General features: G+C 59.3%; 15 protein-coding genes and 1 tRNA gene. 2 read left to right on the top strand and 14 right to left on the bottom strand.

Features of this window, described 5'->3' with window-relative positions; translation table 11 throughout:
- Nucleotides 1-61 precede the first annotated feature (61 nt).
- Nucleotides 62-973, top strand: a complete 912-nt coding sequence (locus PSEUDOMOFG3G_RS04125) for a DMT family transporter (RefSeq protein WP_139049283.1) — start codon at nucleotides 62-64, stop codon at nucleotides 971-973.
- 6 nt (nucleotides 974-979) lie between these two features.
- Here PSEUDOMOFG3G_RS04125 and PSEUDOMOFG3G_RS04120 read toward each other — a convergent pair whose 3' ends face one another.
- Genes PSEUDOMOFG3G_RS04120 through PSEUDOMOFG3G_RS04095 form a run of 6 tightly spaced genes read right to left on the bottom strand, consistent with a single transcriptional unit; the run spans nucleotide 980 to nucleotide 7,887 of the window.
- Nucleotides 980-2,401 (bottom strand): amidase, encoded by a 1,422-nt coding sequence (locus PSEUDOMOFG3G_RS04120; RefSeq protein WP_171061325.1) that lies wholly within the window; start codon nucleotides 2,399-2,401, stop codon nucleotides 980-982.
- Complete coding sequence (locus PSEUDOMOFG3G_RS04115) at nucleotides 2,398-3,738, bottom strand: aspartate aminotransferase family protein (protein ID WP_107321977.1); 1,341 nt, start codon at nucleotides 3,736-3,738, stop codon at nucleotides 2,398-2,400. The genes PSEUDOMOFG3G_RS04120 and PSEUDOMOFG3G_RS04115 overlap by 4 nt, the downstream gene beginning before the upstream one ends.
- Nucleotides 3,716-4,843, bottom strand: a complete 1,128-nt coding sequence (locus PSEUDOMOFG3G_RS04110; RefSeq protein ID WP_107321976.1) for an aminotransferase class III-fold pyridoxal phosphate-dependent enzyme — start codon at nucleotides 4,841-4,843, stop codon at nucleotides 3,716-3,718. The genes PSEUDOMOFG3G_RS04115 and PSEUDOMOFG3G_RS04110 overlap by 23 nt, the downstream gene beginning before the upstream one ends.
- 8 nt (nucleotides 4,844-4,851) lie before the next feature.
- Nucleotides 4,852-5,733 carry a TauD/TfdA family dioxygenase gene (locus PSEUDOMOFG3G_RS04105; protein WP_139049282.1) on the bottom strand — a complete coding sequence of 294 codons (882 nt, stop codon included), beginning with the start codon at nucleotides 5,731-5,733 and terminating at the stop codon, nucleotides 4,852-4,854.
- Nucleotides 5,708-7,273, bottom strand: a complete 1,566-nt coding sequence (locus tag PSEUDOMOFG3G_RS04100) for an AMP-binding protein (protein ID WP_139049281.1) — start codon at nucleotides 7,271-7,273, stop codon at nucleotides 5,708-5,710. Before PSEUDOMOFG3G_RS04100 ends, PSEUDOMOFG3G_RS04105 begins: the two co-directional genes overlap by 26 nt.
- Nucleotides 7,270-7,887: a thermostable hemolysin gene (locus tag PSEUDOMOFG3G_RS04095; protein ID WP_047227059.1), complete on the bottom strand. Its 618-nt coding sequence runs from the start codon at nucleotides 7,885-7,887 to the stop codon at nucleotides 7,270-7,272. The genes PSEUDOMOFG3G_RS04100 and PSEUDOMOFG3G_RS04095 overlap by 4 nt, the downstream gene beginning before the upstream one ends.
- Before the next feature lie 171 nt (nucleotides 7,888-8,058).
- On the opposite strand from PSEUDOMOFG3G_RS04095, the gene PSEUDOMOFG3G_RS04090 reads away from it, so the two are divergent.
- Nucleotides 8,059-8,994 carry a LysR family transcriptional regulator gene (locus tag PSEUDOMOFG3G_RS04090; RefSeq protein WP_047227126.1) on the top strand — a complete coding sequence of 312 codons (936 nt, stop codon included), beginning with the start codon at nucleotides 8,059-8,061 and terminating at the stop codon, nucleotides 8,992-8,994.
- Between the two features lie 126 nt (nucleotides 8,995-9,120).
- Here PSEUDOMOFG3G_RS04090 and PSEUDOMOFG3G_RS04085 read toward each other — a convergent pair.
- The 8 genes from PSEUDOMOFG3G_RS04085 to tolR all read right to left on the bottom strand — a co-directional run bounded on the left by PSEUDOMOFG3G_RS04085 (nucleotide 9,121) and on the right by tolR (nucleotide 14,948).
- Nucleotides 9,121-9,196: transfer RNA gene (locus PSEUDOMOFG3G_RS04085), tRNA-Lys, on the bottom strand.
- A 63-nt stretch (nucleotides 9,197-9,259) separates the two neighbouring features.
- Nucleotides 9,260-9,934, bottom strand: a complete 675-nt coding sequence (gene queC / locus PSEUDOMOFG3G_RS04080) for a 7-cyano-7-deazaguanine synthase QueC (protein ID WP_171061329.1) — start codon at nucleotides 9,932-9,934, stop codon at nucleotides 9,260-9,262.
- Nucleotides 9,935-9,953: 19 nt separating this feature from the next.
- The gene (gene queE, locus PSEUDOMOFG3G_RS04075) at nucleotides 9,954-10,601 is read right to left on the bottom strand and encodes a 7-carboxy-7-deazaguanine synthase QueE (RefSeq protein WP_047227061.1); all 648 of its coding nucleotides are present in this window, start codon (nucleotides 10,599-10,601) and stop codon (nucleotides 9,954-9,956) included.
- A gap of 166 nt (nucleotides 10,602-10,767) precedes the next feature.
- Nucleotides 10,768-11,598: a tol-pal system protein YbgF gene (ybgF, locus tag PSEUDOMOFG3G_RS04070; RefSeq protein WP_076383696.1), complete on the bottom strand. Its 831-nt coding sequence runs from the start codon at nucleotides 11,596-11,598 to the stop codon at nucleotides 10,768-10,770.
- A gap of 6 nt (nucleotides 11,599-11,604) precedes the next feature.
- Nucleotides 11,605-12,102, bottom strand: a complete 498-nt coding sequence (pal, locus tag PSEUDOMOFG3G_RS04065) for a peptidoglycan-associated lipoprotein Pal (RefSeq protein ID WP_003205029.1) — start codon at nucleotides 12,100-12,102, stop codon at nucleotides 11,605-11,607.
- A gap of 52 nt (nucleotides 12,103-12,154) precedes the next feature.
- On the bottom strand, nucleotides 12,155-13,456 hold the full coding sequence (tolB, locus tag PSEUDOMOFG3G_RS04060; RefSeq protein WP_092393294.1) for a Tol-Pal system beta propeller repeat protein TolB: 1,302 nt from the start codon (nucleotides 13,454-13,456) through the stop codon (nucleotides 12,155-12,157).
- Nucleotides 13,453-14,496 (bottom strand): cell envelope integrity protein TolA, encoded by a 1,044-nt coding sequence (tolA, locus tag PSEUDOMOFG3G_RS04055; protein ID WP_076383694.1) that lies wholly within the window; start codon nucleotides 14,494-14,496, stop codon nucleotides 13,453-13,455. Before tolA ends, tolB begins: the two co-directional genes overlap by 4 nt.
- Nucleotides 14,496-14,948, bottom strand: a complete 453-nt coding sequence (gene tolR, locus PSEUDOMOFG3G_RS04050; protein ID WP_160893274.1) for a protein TolR — start codon at nucleotides 14,946-14,948, stop codon at nucleotides 14,496-14,498. The genes tolA and tolR overlap by 1 nt, the downstream gene beginning before the upstream one ends.
- Nucleotides 14,949-14,967: the final 19 nt, after the last annotated feature.

Raw genomic sequence — 14,967 nt, 5'->3', positions numbered from 1 at the left:
GACAGCCGGCCAATTTGTCCCTCATGACGTTCCGGTATTTGAAAGCAGGAATAGAACCTTGATGAAAAACGTCGGTTTCGCAGCCGCTCACTGGGGCATGCTCATCTGGGCAATCCTGATCGCAGCGTCGTTCTTTGCCGCGGCGCAGGTCAGTCAGTCAATCGATCCGATCCTGCTCACCGGCTTGCGACTGCTGTTTTCCGCCCTGATGTTCCTGCCGCTGTTACTGCTGAAAAACACCTCGCCTGTCTCCGGCAAAGGCCTGCTGGCCCATGCCGTACTTGGCCTGTTGCTGGCAATGTACTTCGGTTCGTTGTTCGAAGCGTTGCGCTACACCTCGGCGGTCAATACCGCGACGCTGTACACGCTGGTGCCGTTGATGACCTTGTTGTTCGAGGTATTTCTGCTGCCCAACCCAAGCCTCAAGACCCGCCTGCTGCCGATGTCGACCGCAGCGATCGGCGCAGTGTTGCTGACCCTCAAGGGGTCGGCTCCGGGACAATTGCCGGCGCTCTATCCCGTGCTGGTTTTCGGCGCCGGTTGCCTGGCGATGGCGCTGTATTCCCCCCTCAGCCAACGGTTCAAGGTCCGCGCGCTGAAAAGCCGCGACCCGGTGACGATGACGTTCTGGAACATGCTGTTCGGGGCGCTGTTTCTGCTGGTGTTTTGCCTGTTCAGCGGCGGCTGGCGCAGCGCTCTGCAGTTGTCGACGCTGGACATCGGCTGGCTGATGTACCTGGCCGTGTTCGGCACCCTCGCCACTTTCTGGCTGTTGCACCGGGCAATTGGGGTAATCGCGCCGTCCACGGTGGTTTCCTATGTCTACCTCAGCACCCTGTTCGTGACCGTACTGCACTGGTTCTGGCTCAGGCAGCAACCGCTGATGATCGAGATCCTCGGTGCTGCCCTGGTGGGTATCGGCATGCTGGCACTGGTGCTCAGCAGCCGAAACACCAGAACCGTCACGGCTTGAGGGCGGTCAGTACGTCGATGCCGGACGGGGCGTAACCGGACTCCAGCGCTCCAGCTCACGCTCCAGGAAAGCAGCCACTGCCAACAACCGTTCTTCCTGCCAATGAGGCCCGACAATCTGGATGCCGATGGGCATCCCGGTAGCCGGGTCCGTTCCGGCGCGGATCACTACTGCCGGGGAACCGCTGAGGCTGAACGGGAACACGAAGGCATACCGGTCGCGATCCTCCAGGGACTCCCCGTGACGGAACGCCACGTCCGGAAATACCGGGCAGATGAACAGGTCATGCTGCTTGAAGAATTTCGCCAACTCATAGCGAAACGTATCGATCATGATCCAGTCGCGTTTGACCTCATCCACGGTCAACTCCACCGCCTCGCTCATGTCCAGCAATTGAGCGATGGCCGGGGTAAAACGTCGCTTGTTCATGGACTCGAACAATTGCCGCCAACCGCGACCGGCGTCAGCGCCGGTGATGAACACCCGCCACAGCACATCACAGGCCTCATCGAGCATCGGCGGCGCGACCGTGCTCACCTCGGCCACCACCGGGCCCAGGCATCGTTCGACGTGCTGCAATACCTGGCTCACCGCCGCGCTGACCGGCGTGCGGCTCGACGCCGAGAACAGCGCCACCCGCAGGCTGGCCAGCGGCTCGCTGGCGGTGAACGGTACGTCGACGGTGTCCGGATCCTGTCCGTCGGCACCGCTGATCAATTGGCCGAGCAGCGCCAGGTCATCGACATAGCGGCCCATCACGCCAAAGGCCGAGGTCATGTGGAACAGCCCGGAACGGTCATTGGGAAACTGGCCGGTCAGCGGCACCCGCCCCTGGGTCAGTTTCAAGCCGCAGATGCCATTGAAGTGCGCCGGTATCCGCACACTGCCGCATGCATCGGACGCCAGCCCGGCCGGGGAACACCCGGCAGCGATCGCCGCTGCCTCACCGCCGCTGCTGCCGCCGGCGGAGCGTTGCAAGTCGTGGGGGTTCAGGGTCCGGCCGTAGACCAGGTTTTCGGTTTCGAAGGCCATGCACAGCTCAGGCACATTGCTGATACCCAGAATGATCGCCCCGGCCTGTCGAAGCCGGGCAACGGCCGTTGCGTCCTGCTCGCTGGGTTCGCCCAACAGCTCCCCCAGCCCTCGGGACATCTTGAAACCACGCACATGCAGGACATCCTTGATGGTGATGGGAATGCCATGCAGCGGGCCACTGATCTGGCCAACGCGCGCCATCTCGTCAGCCTCGCGAGCCTGGCGCCGCAGTTCCTCGACTGGCGCCAGCTGGATCAGTGCGTTGATGTGCCGGTTACGCTCAGCGATGCGTTGCAGGTAAAACTCCAGCAACGTGACGCTGGTCAGCACGCCACGGCGCAGCAGACCGGCCATTTCCCGCAGGGTCAGCGTATCGGGGTTGAACAGGCTCATGACGCCTCCTTGCTGCGCAGCCACTTGTTGGGCAACAGATACATGTTGCGCACCACCAGGGAAAACGCTTTCACCGCCAGCGCCGGGCGCCGATCGATGGCTTGCAGGGACTCTTCGATCATCGCCAGGACATGCTGCAAGGCTTCGGGCGTGATATTCAGCGGCGGATAGAAACGCAACACCGGGCGTTCGGCCTTTTCATTCATGGAATGCCCGGCGTGGACGCCACGCTTGCCCAGCTCCATGCTCATCAGCGCCTCATAGACCGAACCACGCAGGCGCAGGCCCGTCATCAGGCCGACGCCCGGCACATCCTCGATGATGTGCGGATAACGCAAGGCCAGTCGTTGCAGACCGTGGCGCAGCAACCCACCGTTGACCCGCGACAGCTCCACCAGGTTGTGTTGCTCGATGTAGTCGATGGCCGCGAGCGCCGAGGCACACGCTAGCGGATGCCCGCCATTGGTTCGCGTGTCGGGCTCGATTTCGCTGAGTGGATACTGGGTGGCCAGGCGCCGGCTGTACATGGCGCAAGCGAACGAGGTGTAGCCGCCGGTCAGGCCCTTGGAGAGGATCATGATGTCAGGCACCACGTCGTCATATTGCACGGCGAACCATTTGCCGCATCGGCCGAAACCGGTCTGGATTTCATCCGCCACCAGCAGCGTGCCCGTGGCGTCGCACAAGGCGCGAAGGTTGGCCATGTAGCCCACCGGGGGCACCTGCAGATGAGCGCCGCCCAGAATCGGCTCGACGTACACCGCACAGACACCCTCGCCCACGGCCTTTTGCAGGGCGGCGAAATCGCCGTAGGGGACACAGGTCACTTCGGGGCAAGCGATGCCATAACTGCTGTGGTGCTGTTGCTGGCCCAGAATGCTCATCGCCGCCAAAGTCTTGCCATGATAAGAGCCGCTCATCACGACTATCCTGCGCCGCTGGGGCTGGATCCGCAGCACATAACGCAGGCTCTGCTCGACGGCCTCGGCACCCGAAACCATGAATTGCACGTCGCCCCATTCTCCCGGCACCAGTTGGCAAAGCCGCTCGGACAGCTTGTCTTGAAGCGGATGGCGCCGGCCTTCCGGGACCCAGGCCAACTGATTCAATTGCGCCTGCACCTGCTCACGCACTGTCGGGTTGCGATGCCCGACGATAAACACCCCGTAGCTGCACGCGCAGTCAATGAAGCGCTTGCCGGTGTGATCGGTGACATGGATGCCATCGGTCTGCTGTTCTACGCTGGTCTTGCCCAGGCGATACAGCTTGGCCGCCGATGCGCTCCAGTGCCGCTGGCAATCATCCAGCAGTTGTTCATGCGGCCTGAGTAAGGACATGGCTTAGCGTCTCCTTGATGAGGTGGGCGGCACGTTGAATCTGTTCGGGGCGTGCAGTGATCGGGCAGCGCAAGATCAATTCGCGGCCCCGGGGTGGGCTGATATAAACGCCTTGCTGGTAAAGCGCTTCGCACAGCAGGGACGGCTGCAGATCATCGGCCAGCGGCAGGCTGACCCAGCCACCCACAGCCACTGCTCCGAATGGCGCCAGGGTTTGCACCAGCCGCTGACCGTTCTCCAGACAATGCAGAGGCGAGTCGTGGGCCTGCACATAATCCAGGGCGGCCAGGGCCGCTACACACGCCATCGGATTACCAGCGGTGGTGCTGCCGTGTTTGGCCGGACTGCTGCGCCCATAGACCTGCCAGGCCATGCGCTCGCTGCAGGTATAGGTGCCGATGGGAATCGCGCTGCCCCCCAAGGGGCCCCCAAGCACGACAATGTCCGGGACAGGACGATAACGCTGGAAACCGAACAGCGTCCCCAGGCTACCGAGGCAACTGTGGGTGTCGACCGCGATGACCGGCGCGCCAGCCTGTGCTGCGCGGGCATGCAATTGCTCGAGCAGTGCAGCATCGAGCAGTTGCAATCGGCCGCTGGCATCCACGCGGGTGTTGCTGTGGCACACCGCGAAACAATCGCTCCAGTCCACCGTGTCCAGGTCAGCCAGATGCCGAATCGCCACTCGCTTGAACCCTAGAAAACTCTGCACGGCCAGATCATCTTGCGCGGCGCTGAGGCAACGTCCGTAGGTCAGCGCGCCATAATCCCCCCCCTGGATGAACACGATGGTGTTGCCCTTGGGCTTGAGGCCCTTGCACAACTTCAATGCGCCCTCGAACGCCTCATCCCCGGAGCTGCACACATAAGAGTTGACGAGCGGCGCAGGCAGCAGCTCGGCCAGGCGTCGGCACAAGGCAATAAGCGGTTGGGACATCAGCACCCGGTTGGATAACCCCATGATGTCCGCTTGGCGACTGACCGCCTCGATCACCGGCGGCACCTGGAAACCGAACCCGCCGCTCAGGTCGATAATCTGCCGGCCATCGCCATCGAGATAACTCTCGTACTGTCCGCTGACAATGTATTTGTTGTTGTTCGTCATGATGAGTCTCAGCGATAGCTCAAGGCGTTGAAGATGCGTCGACGTTCGTCGACGATGGTTTCACGACCGTGCATGACCCGACGGTTGTCGATCATCACCACGTCGTGATCGCGCCAGCCAACCGGGCAGGTGTACTGGGCGGACACTTCGGCAATTTCCCGCAGAAACCCGGCAGGAATCGGCTGCCCCCCCACGGTGTCGATCACCGGAGTTTCGTAGTTGAAGGAAGGTCCCAGGATGCTGTTGGCGAAGGCCGGACGCTGGCTGAACGCGGACGTGAGGATCGCCGGAGTGCTGAAGGCGTAGTGAATGGAATCATCGGCCGGGTTGAAGGAAATAACCGTCTGCGGGTCCTCCCCGATGATTTGCCACAGGTCCTCGATTTCGACGGCCGCCGGGTCCGACAACGCTGGCGAATAGTGGCAAACCAAGCGACGCCACTTTTCCCCCGCAACGGTACGGCTGTAGCGGATAGGGTTTTCTTCAAAAAAACTGCGGCAGACTGGAGACAGTTTCGCCAACACCTTCTCACCGTCACACAACGTCGTTTGCGACCCCTTGCGTGGTGCTTCCTGACAATAGAACCAGGTCATGTCCGGCCAGAACGGCGAGTTACCGTTTTCGCAGTGCAGGCCAACCGCCTGATGTCCCGCGTCCACCAACTGTGCCGCGCCGCCCACCATGACGCGGGCCGGATCCAGGCTCAGCCGCGAACTGTTTTGTTTGACGTAGGCGCTGAAATCTTCGGCGCTGTGGATACAGTTACGAAACAGCACGACCCCGTAATGGCCCAGCAGCTCATACAGCTCGCTCTTGCCCAGGCTGGCGAAGTGGTGCGACTCGACGATGGAGATGTCCGCGGTTTCAAAGTGAAAGGCAGGCGTGGTCATTGGATGCAGTCCCTTGCAGAGTGGAAAAAACAGTGGCGATGTCGGCGCGTTTTGGCCGGCCGGTAACGGTGTAAAGCTGCTCGATCAACGGGTCGTCCTGGGTCAACAACCAGAGTCGGCTGGGTCTTTCGATGTCGGAAAAACGCCGGGCGGACCAGGCCACCAGCTCATCGCGCGCGGGGGCCGACTCGACACACAGCAACGCCACCAGGCCATGGTGCTCATCGAAAAACACTGCTGCATCGTTGACGCCGGGGTATTTGCGATACTCCAGCTCAACCTGTTCAGGGCTGACGTTGCGCCCGTTGGGCAGGCAGATCACGTTCTTCTTGCGCCCGTGCACATAGAGGTAGCCATCGTCGTCCAGCATGCCCAGGTCTCCAGTGTCCATCCAGCCATCGGCGGACATGGAGCAGGCGCTAGGGTCAGTGCCGGAATAGCCACTGAACAGTGAGCTGCTCTTGACCTCAATGGTCTGGTCGGCGCCAATACGCACCTGGACATGGGGCAAGGGTTTGCCCACGCTGCCCAGGCGCTGTTGTTCGAAGGTGTTCATGCTGACCACCGAGGCGTTCTCGGACAGGCCGTAGCCTTGGTACACAGCAATGCCCCGTTCTTCCAGTCCGTGCAGTACATCGATGCTGACCGCCGCACCGCCACAGGTAATATGCGCACCCGATTGCAGATAGCGCGCCAGTCTCTCGCCCTGCTCGCCGCCCTCGTCCATTTGTTCCAGGAAGCGGTTGACCATCACCGGCGGCACTGTCAGGGCCGTTGGCTGGACCTGCAGGATCCACTCGACCAGACGCTGTGGCGAAGCCCCAGGCTCGCCGAGCAATGCTTCGTTCGGTGGCAAGAAATGCACGGTTCCGCCCGCCAGCAACGGTAGATAGGCGGCAGTCACCTGTTCGAGCAGCAAACTCAAGGGCACCAGCGACAGGTAACGGCGATGAGCATCGGCGGGCATACGTTGACGCAGCGATGCCAGCACGGCGCCGACCGCCTGGGTACTCAACTGCACGCCCTTCGGGCGACTGGTCGTGCCCGAGGTGTGAATGATTTTGCAGATCCAGTCTTCATCACCGTCGGGCGTATGCAACAAAGGCTGTTCGATGACCGGCTCGCTGATGTGGCGCAAACGGCTTTCAGGGAAATTCAACTTCCATCGCTGCGCCAGTGTCCGCTGCCCGGCGGCATCCACTACAAACCCGTCGCAACGCTCGGCCAGGTGCTCCGCCTGAGCCTGGCTGAAAGCCAATGGCAACGGTAACGCGGTAATCCCGGCAAACAAGCAAGCAAGATCGGCCACCAGCCAGTCGCTGCTGTTACGCGTGGCAATTCCCAAAACCACATGATCGCCATGGGCCGGGCTGGGAAAACGCCGTTGCAGTTCGGCGGCCAGATTGAGGGCACGATGTTCCAGCTCGCCATAGGTCAATGCCACCGGCTCGCCGCCCGACGCCGACCAGTCCACCGCGCAGACAGCCTGGCGATTGTCTTGCAACGCGCTTTGCAAGTGATGGATAAATCCGCCGCTCATGGCTGCGCCCTCGCCAGTGAATCGCCAGGCAGTTGGGTGAACGAGGTATTGAGCGTCATGGCCGCGAAACGCGAGCGCTGCGGGTCTACCCGGATGAACCCGGTGACCGGCAATTTGGAGTAATAAGTCCCCCAGTTCTTGCCACCCTCCTCGCCCAGGCGCGCAGGGTCTGCTGTCAGCAGCGGCTCGAAATCGATTTGGCAACTTTCCATCATTTGCCGAACGCGGGGCGTCACCGTACACAACAAGTAATGCCCACCCATGCACCAGGACAACAGGGGAATCATGTTGACCAGAATCATGCCGGCCGTCAGGTGATGGGAGATCAAATTGCCGATCTCGACAATGTTTGAGCGGTCGATCGTTTTCTCCAGGCGCTGGGACAAAATCACTTCTATCGGTTGCGCCAGGTATTGCTCGGAAAACAGTGTGCGGTGGTCCGCGAATGTAATACCGGCACAGGCAAGAATACGGTCTGACGGATCCTGGGTGACCGCAAAGTATTGTGGATTCGGTTCAACCGACGCCGAATAAGAACGGCGAAATTTCTCTTTCACTACTTCAGTGGCTTGCACCCATAACGGTGTCTTAGTTTCTGCGACGCGAATTTGCATATCGTCCTCCTCCGTCCTTGTGCAGGATTTCTATAAAAAGCGAGGCGAGCATATTTAAGAAAATTCCCACAAGCCATTTAAAAAATAAATGCCTTCCGCTAATATATAAATAAACCCCTTTGTCATAAAAACAAGGGACGCTAGCTGATGGATTGCGCCGAGAAGGATCTTATGCTCAATAGTAATTTGCTTAGAAAGCTGGACATGCAGGACCTGATGGTGTTTGTCGCGGTGTACGAGCAAAGCAGCGTCACCGAGGTGTCCGAGACCCTCTGTGTGAGCCAGTCAACCGTGAGCTACTGCCTGAAGAAGCTGCGCACAAGTTTCGAAGATGAGTTATTCATCAATACCCGTAGTGGCATGCGGCCCACGAACAAAGCCACGGCCATGTACAGCCATGTACTCAACATCCTCAAGACCATAAATATATGCCACTCCGGCATTCAAACATTCGACCCCACGCAGAAAGAAATAACATTCAATATTTGCGCCCCGGAGTATTTCGAACTTCTTATACTTCCCCAGCTAGTGAAACGATTCATTGGCAGCCGTTTCCCCGTCATCATTAACATCACGAAATTTCACAAAGATATTCCGGTTGACGAATTGATGGAGGGTCGATTCGACCTGGTTGTTTGTTTTGGCCCCAACTTTCATCGCGGCGCGAAGGGGTTGCGCTCGCAAGTATTACTGGAAGATGAACTGGTCTGCGTGGTCGATAAAGACTTTTCACTGCCCAGGGAGGAATTTGATCTGGAGGCGTTCGTCGCCTGCCAGCATGTTTTTCCGACGCCCTGGACCTCCGACACCAACATGGTGGACGGCTGGCTCGCCCGGCAAGGCTACAACCGACAGATTGTCGCTCGGGCCAACAGCTACGTGGCAGCACTGAATATGATTCCGGGAACAGACTTCATCCTGACGTTGCCTCGGCGTATCCAGGCGTTGACCTGCGATGAAGGCAAATACAGCCATCGCAGGCCACCAGTGGGCTTACCGAACTTTACGCTGGATATGATGTGGAGCGAGAAACCCGGCCAGGACAACGCCAACATCTGGTTTCGCGAACAGATCGTGAAGGTATGCGCCGAGGACGGCTTGCTTTAACAACCCAGGGAACCACTCGAATCGTCGGGTGGTTCCGGTTTTCAAGCGGCGAGTTTTCTACAGGCAAAAAAAAATCCGGAAATCCTCACTTTCGTGGGCCTTCCAGACTTTTAAAACTGCTAAAAATGGTGGGTCGTGTGGGATTCGAACCTACGACCAATTGGTTAAAAGCCAACTGCTCTACCAACTGAGCTAACGACCCGCTGTGTGGTGGCGCGTATAATACTGATTTCTAAGGACTATTCAACACCTAATTTGAAATAAATCAAAAATAAGGGGTTGGATCGCTCACACCCGCCGCCGCGAAGCCTTCGGCACGCAGGCGACAGCTGTCGCATTTGCCGCAGGCACGCCCCTGATCGTCAGCCTGATAGCAGGAAACGGTGAGCCCGTAGTCCACGCCAAGCTTCACCCCCGCCCGAACGATGTCGGCCTTGCTGAGATTCTGCAGTGGTGCCTGAATACGGAAGCCCTGCCCTTCTACACCGGCCTTGGTCGCCAGGTTGGCCATACGCTCGAACGCTTCGACGAACTCCGGACGGCAGTCCGGGTAGCCGGAATAATCCACGGCGTTGACGCCGATGAAGATATCACGGGCACCCAGCACCTCCGCCCAGCCCAGGGCCAGGGACAGGAACACCGTGTTGCGTGCCGGCACGTAGGTCACCGGAATGCCTTCGCTGGGGGTTTCAGGCACATCGATGGAGCTGTCGGTCAAGGCCGAGCCGCCGATGCCGTTGAGGTTCAGGCCGATCACCTTGTGTTCGACGACGCCCAGGTCCCGGGCCACCCGCTCGGCGGCGTGCAGTTCGGCGCGGTGGCGCTGGCCGTAATCGAAACTCATGGTGTAGCAGCGGTAGCCCTCGGCACGCGCCATGGCCACGACCGTCGCGGAATCGAGGCCGCCGGACAACAGGATGACGGCACGTTTTTCTGCAATGTTCGAGTGTTCAGTCATATCAGCGCCCCGGCTCGTCGTTCCAAAGATATTTATGCAGCTGCAATTGCAGGCGCACCGGCAAATTGTCCGCCACCACCCAGTCCGCCAGCTCCCGGGCGTTCAAGTCATGATGACTTGGCGAAAACAACACTTCGCCAGCCCGCTGGTCGAGCCCGTATTGAATCAGCTTGGACACGGCCCAGTCATAATCTTCCCGCGAGCAGATAACGAACTTGACCTGATCGTTGGGCGTCAGCAGTTCGATGTTCTCATAGCGATTGCGATGGGCTTCCTTGGACCCTGGGGTCTTCAGATCGACGACGCGGCTGACTCGCGGATCAACGGGGGCGATGTCCAAGGCGCCGCTGGTTTCCAGCGATACCTCGTAACCGGCATCGCACAACCGCTTGAGCAAGGGGATCGCGTTGGGTTGCGCCAGTGGTTCGCCGCCCGTAACGCAGACGTAGCGCGGGCGAAAACCGGCCACCTGCTCAAGGATGTCGTCGAGGCTGCGCAGGGTGCCGCCACTGAAGGCGTAGGCACTGTCGCAGTATTGGCAACGCAACGGGCAACCGGTGAGGCGCACAAATACTGTGGGCAGCCCGGCCGTTCGCGTTTCACCCTGCAACGAGTAAAAAACTTCGGTAATTCTCAATGTGTCTTGCATAGTCGCCACGGGCGTAACAGCTAAACAGGCTGTCCGCCTCCGTCAGGCACTTCCAGCAACCCCGCCAACGCGCAGATCCCAAGAAGCGTGTTTCATAAAAAGGGCGTGAATTCTAACGAAAAAACCCGCGACAAGCGCGGGTTTCTTCGAAACGGATCAAACAGCCTCACATACGCTGCAAGTCACGCTGAGCCAATTGGGCGGCGGAGGTACCCGGGTATTGGGCCACCACCTGCTCCAGAATGCCCTTGACCTTGTCGGTGTGGCCCAGGCGACGCTCCACGTCAGCGAGCTTGTAGAGCGAGTCCGGCACCTTGGCGTGCTTGGGATAGAGCTGCGAGACCTTGGCGAAGGCCTGACCGGCACCTTGCAGGTCGCCCTTGGCCAGGTTCACTTCACCCAGCCAATATTGGGCGTTGCCCGCATACTGGCTGTTAGGGTATTTGCGAAGGAAAGCGGCAAAGGCCAGGCTGGCCTTGTCAAAATCCTTGGCTTTGATCAGATCGAAGGCCGCATCGTAATAGAGCTTTTCCTTCGCCGGATCAGCCGGCTCACCGCCGGCTGCAGGTGCCGGAGCAGTTGCTCCCGCGCCTGCGGCTGCGCCAGGGGCGTTCAAGTCGCCACCGGCTGGAGAATTCTCAGGAGTCGCGGCAGGTGCAACGCCGGTTCCTATGCGCCGATCAAGATCCTGGTATCGCTCCAGGTTTTCCTGCTTCATGCGCGAAATTTCATTTTGCAGAACTTCAATCGCGCCTTGCTGGCGTGAAATCTGGTCTTGCATTTGCTGCAGTTGGTTGAACAGCTGGCCCTGTGCCGAGACAGGGGCCGAAACCCCTCCCCCGGCATAGGCGCCGCTCGTACCGTAACCTGCAGGCGGATAATTGCTTGCGCTATTGTTATAGCCGGAATCATTATCGACCACGGGAACCGCAGCCCACACCGCAAGCGGCGCGAGGCTGAGAGCCAGAACAGTTACAGCACGGCGGCACGTTCGCATGACGAATTACTTACGCAGTTCGACGCGACGGTTTTGAGCCCAGGACTGCTCGTCGTTGCCGGTAGCAACTGGACGCTCTTCGCCGTAGGAAACCAGTTCCAGCTGAGCTGGGGAAACACCTTGCAGTACCAGGTAGCGTTGAACGGCTTTCGCACGACGCTCGCCCAGTGCCATGTTGTACTCACGAGTACCACGTTCGTCGGTGTTGCCTTCCAGAACAACGCGAGCGCCGTTCGACTTCAGGTCTTTGGCGTGAACGTCCAGAGCGCGCATGGCTTCTGGCTTCAGGTCCGAGCTGTCGTATTCGAAGTAGAAGGTGGTGATTGCGCGCAGAGCAGCTTCTTCGCTCAGGGAGCCGTCAACTGCACCAGTGTTAGCGCCGTAACCAGCGTTTGGATCAACAGCGCCTTCACCGGCGTTGTCGCCGCCTTTGGACGAGCAACCTACAGCTACAGCCATGGCCAGAGCCAGCGCAGCAAATTTACCAAACTTCAGCATTTCCATCGTGAAACTCCTAATGAACCCCAGTGTGTTAAGTAAAACGTATTGCGCCGCGTCAGTTCAGGTAAGGGGACCAGGACGGTTCTCTGACTTCGCCTTGTGCGGTAGGAAGCGGGAGCCTCACGCGTCCATTAATGGACACGAGCATCAAGACTCCCCGGCCCTGCTGGCGGGTGGCGTAGATTACCATGGTGCCGTTGGGCGCAACAGTAGGTGACTCGTCCAGAGTGCTATCAGTGAGGATCTTTACACTACCGCGCTGCAGATCCTGAGCCGCCACCTTGAAATTGGTAAAGCCATCCTGGCGATGGATCATCACCAGGGTCTTTTCGTCCGCCGACAGTTTAGGGTTGGCGTTGTAGTTACCGACGAACGTTACGCGCTCGGCACCACCACCACTGGCGCTGGTCTTGTAGATCTGCGGCTTGCCGCCACGGTCGGAGGTGAAGTAGATGGTCGAGCCATCCTTGCCCCAGAACGGTTCGGTGTTGATGCCGGGACCGTTGGTCACGCGAGAAATCGCCCGCGAAGCCAGGTTCATCACATAGATGTCCGGGTTACCGTCCTTGGACAGCACGAATGCCAGGCGCGTACCGTCCGGCGACCAGGCTGGCGCACCGTTCAGGCCTTCGAAGTTGGTGATTTGCTCACGGCGACCGGTGTCAATGTGCTGCATGAAAATACGCGGGCGCTTCTGTTCGAACGAGACATAGGCGATGCGCTTGCCATCGGGAGCGAAACGCGGCGACAGGATCGGCTCGCGCGATTGCAGCAGGGTCACTGCACGAGCGCCGTCATAGTCTGAACGCTGCAAGGTGTAACGAGTGTTTTTCTCAGAGAAGCGTTCGGCCGTCACATAAAGCATGCGGGTAGAGAACGCACCCTTGATGCCGGTGAGTTTCTCGAACGATTGGTCGGAGATGTAGTGCGCCATGTCACGCAGTTGATCGACGCTGCCCGACACACTGCCGGTCAGCACTTGCTGTTCGGTGGCGACGTTGAACAGGGTGTACTGCACCTGCAGGCGACCACCGGCCGGCACGATGTTGCCGACCATGAGGTACTGGGCGCCCAGGGCTTTCCAGTCGCGATAGATGACTTCGCTGGCCTGGGTCGGCAGGCTGATCATGTTCTGCTTCGGAATCGGCGCGTAATAACCCGAGTTGCGCAGGTCATTACCGATGATTTCCGCCATGTCGTCCGGCAGGACGCTGCCGCCCTGCCAGCCGAACGGTACGACGGCGATCGGGGTCGCCCGATCGCTGCCGCTGGTGACCAGAATGTTCTTTTCCTCTGCTACCGCTATCCCTGCCAGGCAGCAGATAACGACCAGCATTGATCGAAGAAGGTTTCTCACAAGGCTAGATCCTCAGGTGTGAATGTCATCTTGAATGAACGATAGGGAGCAAAATCGCTCGGTTTCATTCCTTGCATTTCCGTCAATCGTCCAATGTTCTTGACCGCTGCGACCGCCGAAGCGTCGAACGGGCCATCACCGCTGGACTTGGCCACGCTGACCGAGGTAACCGTACCGTCGGGCAACATGCCGATTTGCAATACTACAGTCATGCCTTTGCGTGCCGAAGGTGGACGAGCCCAGCCTTCTGCCGCTCGGGCGCGAATCAAATCATCGAAACTGCCGGCGACTTCATCGCCCTGCTCATCAGCCAATGCCTGCTGGCGCTGCGGCGTGTCGGAAAGCAAATCTGCCAAGGCCTGGGCCTTTTTCTCTTCGGCGGATTTACGCGCTGCGTCCTGAGCCTTTTTCTTGGCGGCGTCGGCGGCGGCTTTCTTCTTCGCGTCTTCGGCGATTTTCTTTTTCGCCTCGTCAGCTTCAGCTTTCTTCTTGGCGTCTTCGGCCGCTTTTTTCTTCGCGTCCTCGACAATCTTTTTCTTCGCTTCTTCAGCGGCCGCTTTCTTGGCCTCTTCTTCAGCGGCTTTCTTGGCTTCTTCTTCGGATTTTTTCTTGGCTATATCAGCCAGTTTCTTTTCTTCGGCCTTTTTGGCCTCGGCGGTTTTCTTCGCCTCGTCGGCCTTCTTGGCTTCGTCAGCCTTCCTGGCTTCTTCGGCCTTTTGAGCCGCTTGCTCTTTCTTTTGTTCCGCAGCTTTTATCTCTTCCTGCTCGACCTTCTTTTGCTCCATCTGCTCGACTTCGGTCTGGCGCGCGGCGGATTTCTTCGCCTCACCGGCAAGCTTCTGGTTGGTCTGCGTGGTGGCCTGGCTCTTGGACTTGAGCTGATACAGGGTCGCCTGCACGATCGGCTTGGCCGGCGGCAGCTCCGGCGTCATGGCAAAACTGACGAACAGCATGCCAAACACCAGCACATGCAGGCCAATTGCCCAGACACTAGGCCAGAAGTAGCTTTCCGAGGCGGACGGCTCTCGCTGTTGCTGCATCAGGGCGCCTCAGTGATTAAGCCAACATTACCGACCCCGGCTTTCTGCAGGCCGCCCATGGCGCCCATCACCGCACCGTAGTCGACGGTCTTGTCGCCGCGAATGAAGACCTGGGTGCGTTTGCCGTTGCTGTTGCCGGCGTTGATGATCTTGGTCACCGCATCGGTCATCTGCGGCAAGGTCATGGCCCGGTCCTGCTGCTTCTCGGTGTCGACTTCGCTGCCAAGGTTCCAGTAGTAGGTCTTGTCAGCCTTGATCGAAATGGTCAGGACCTGGGTGTCGTTGTCCTGCGGCAAGGCTTCACTGGAAACCTTGGGCAGATCAACCTTCACGCCCTGATTGAGCATCGGCGCGGTCACCATGAAGATGACCAGCAGCACCAACATCACGTCGATGTAGGGCACCACGTTCATCTCGGCAACCGGCTTGCGCTTTTTTCGGGCTCGAGCGATTAAAGCCATTGGGAAATAC

The organism is Pseudomonas sp. FG-3G (assembly GCF_901007645.1).
Lineage (GTDB): Bacteria > Pseudomonadota > Gammaproteobacteria > Pseudomonadales > Pseudomonadaceae > Aquipseudomonas > Aquipseudomonas rhizophila.
This window is presented reverse-complemented; position numbering and strand designations above follow the sequence as displayed.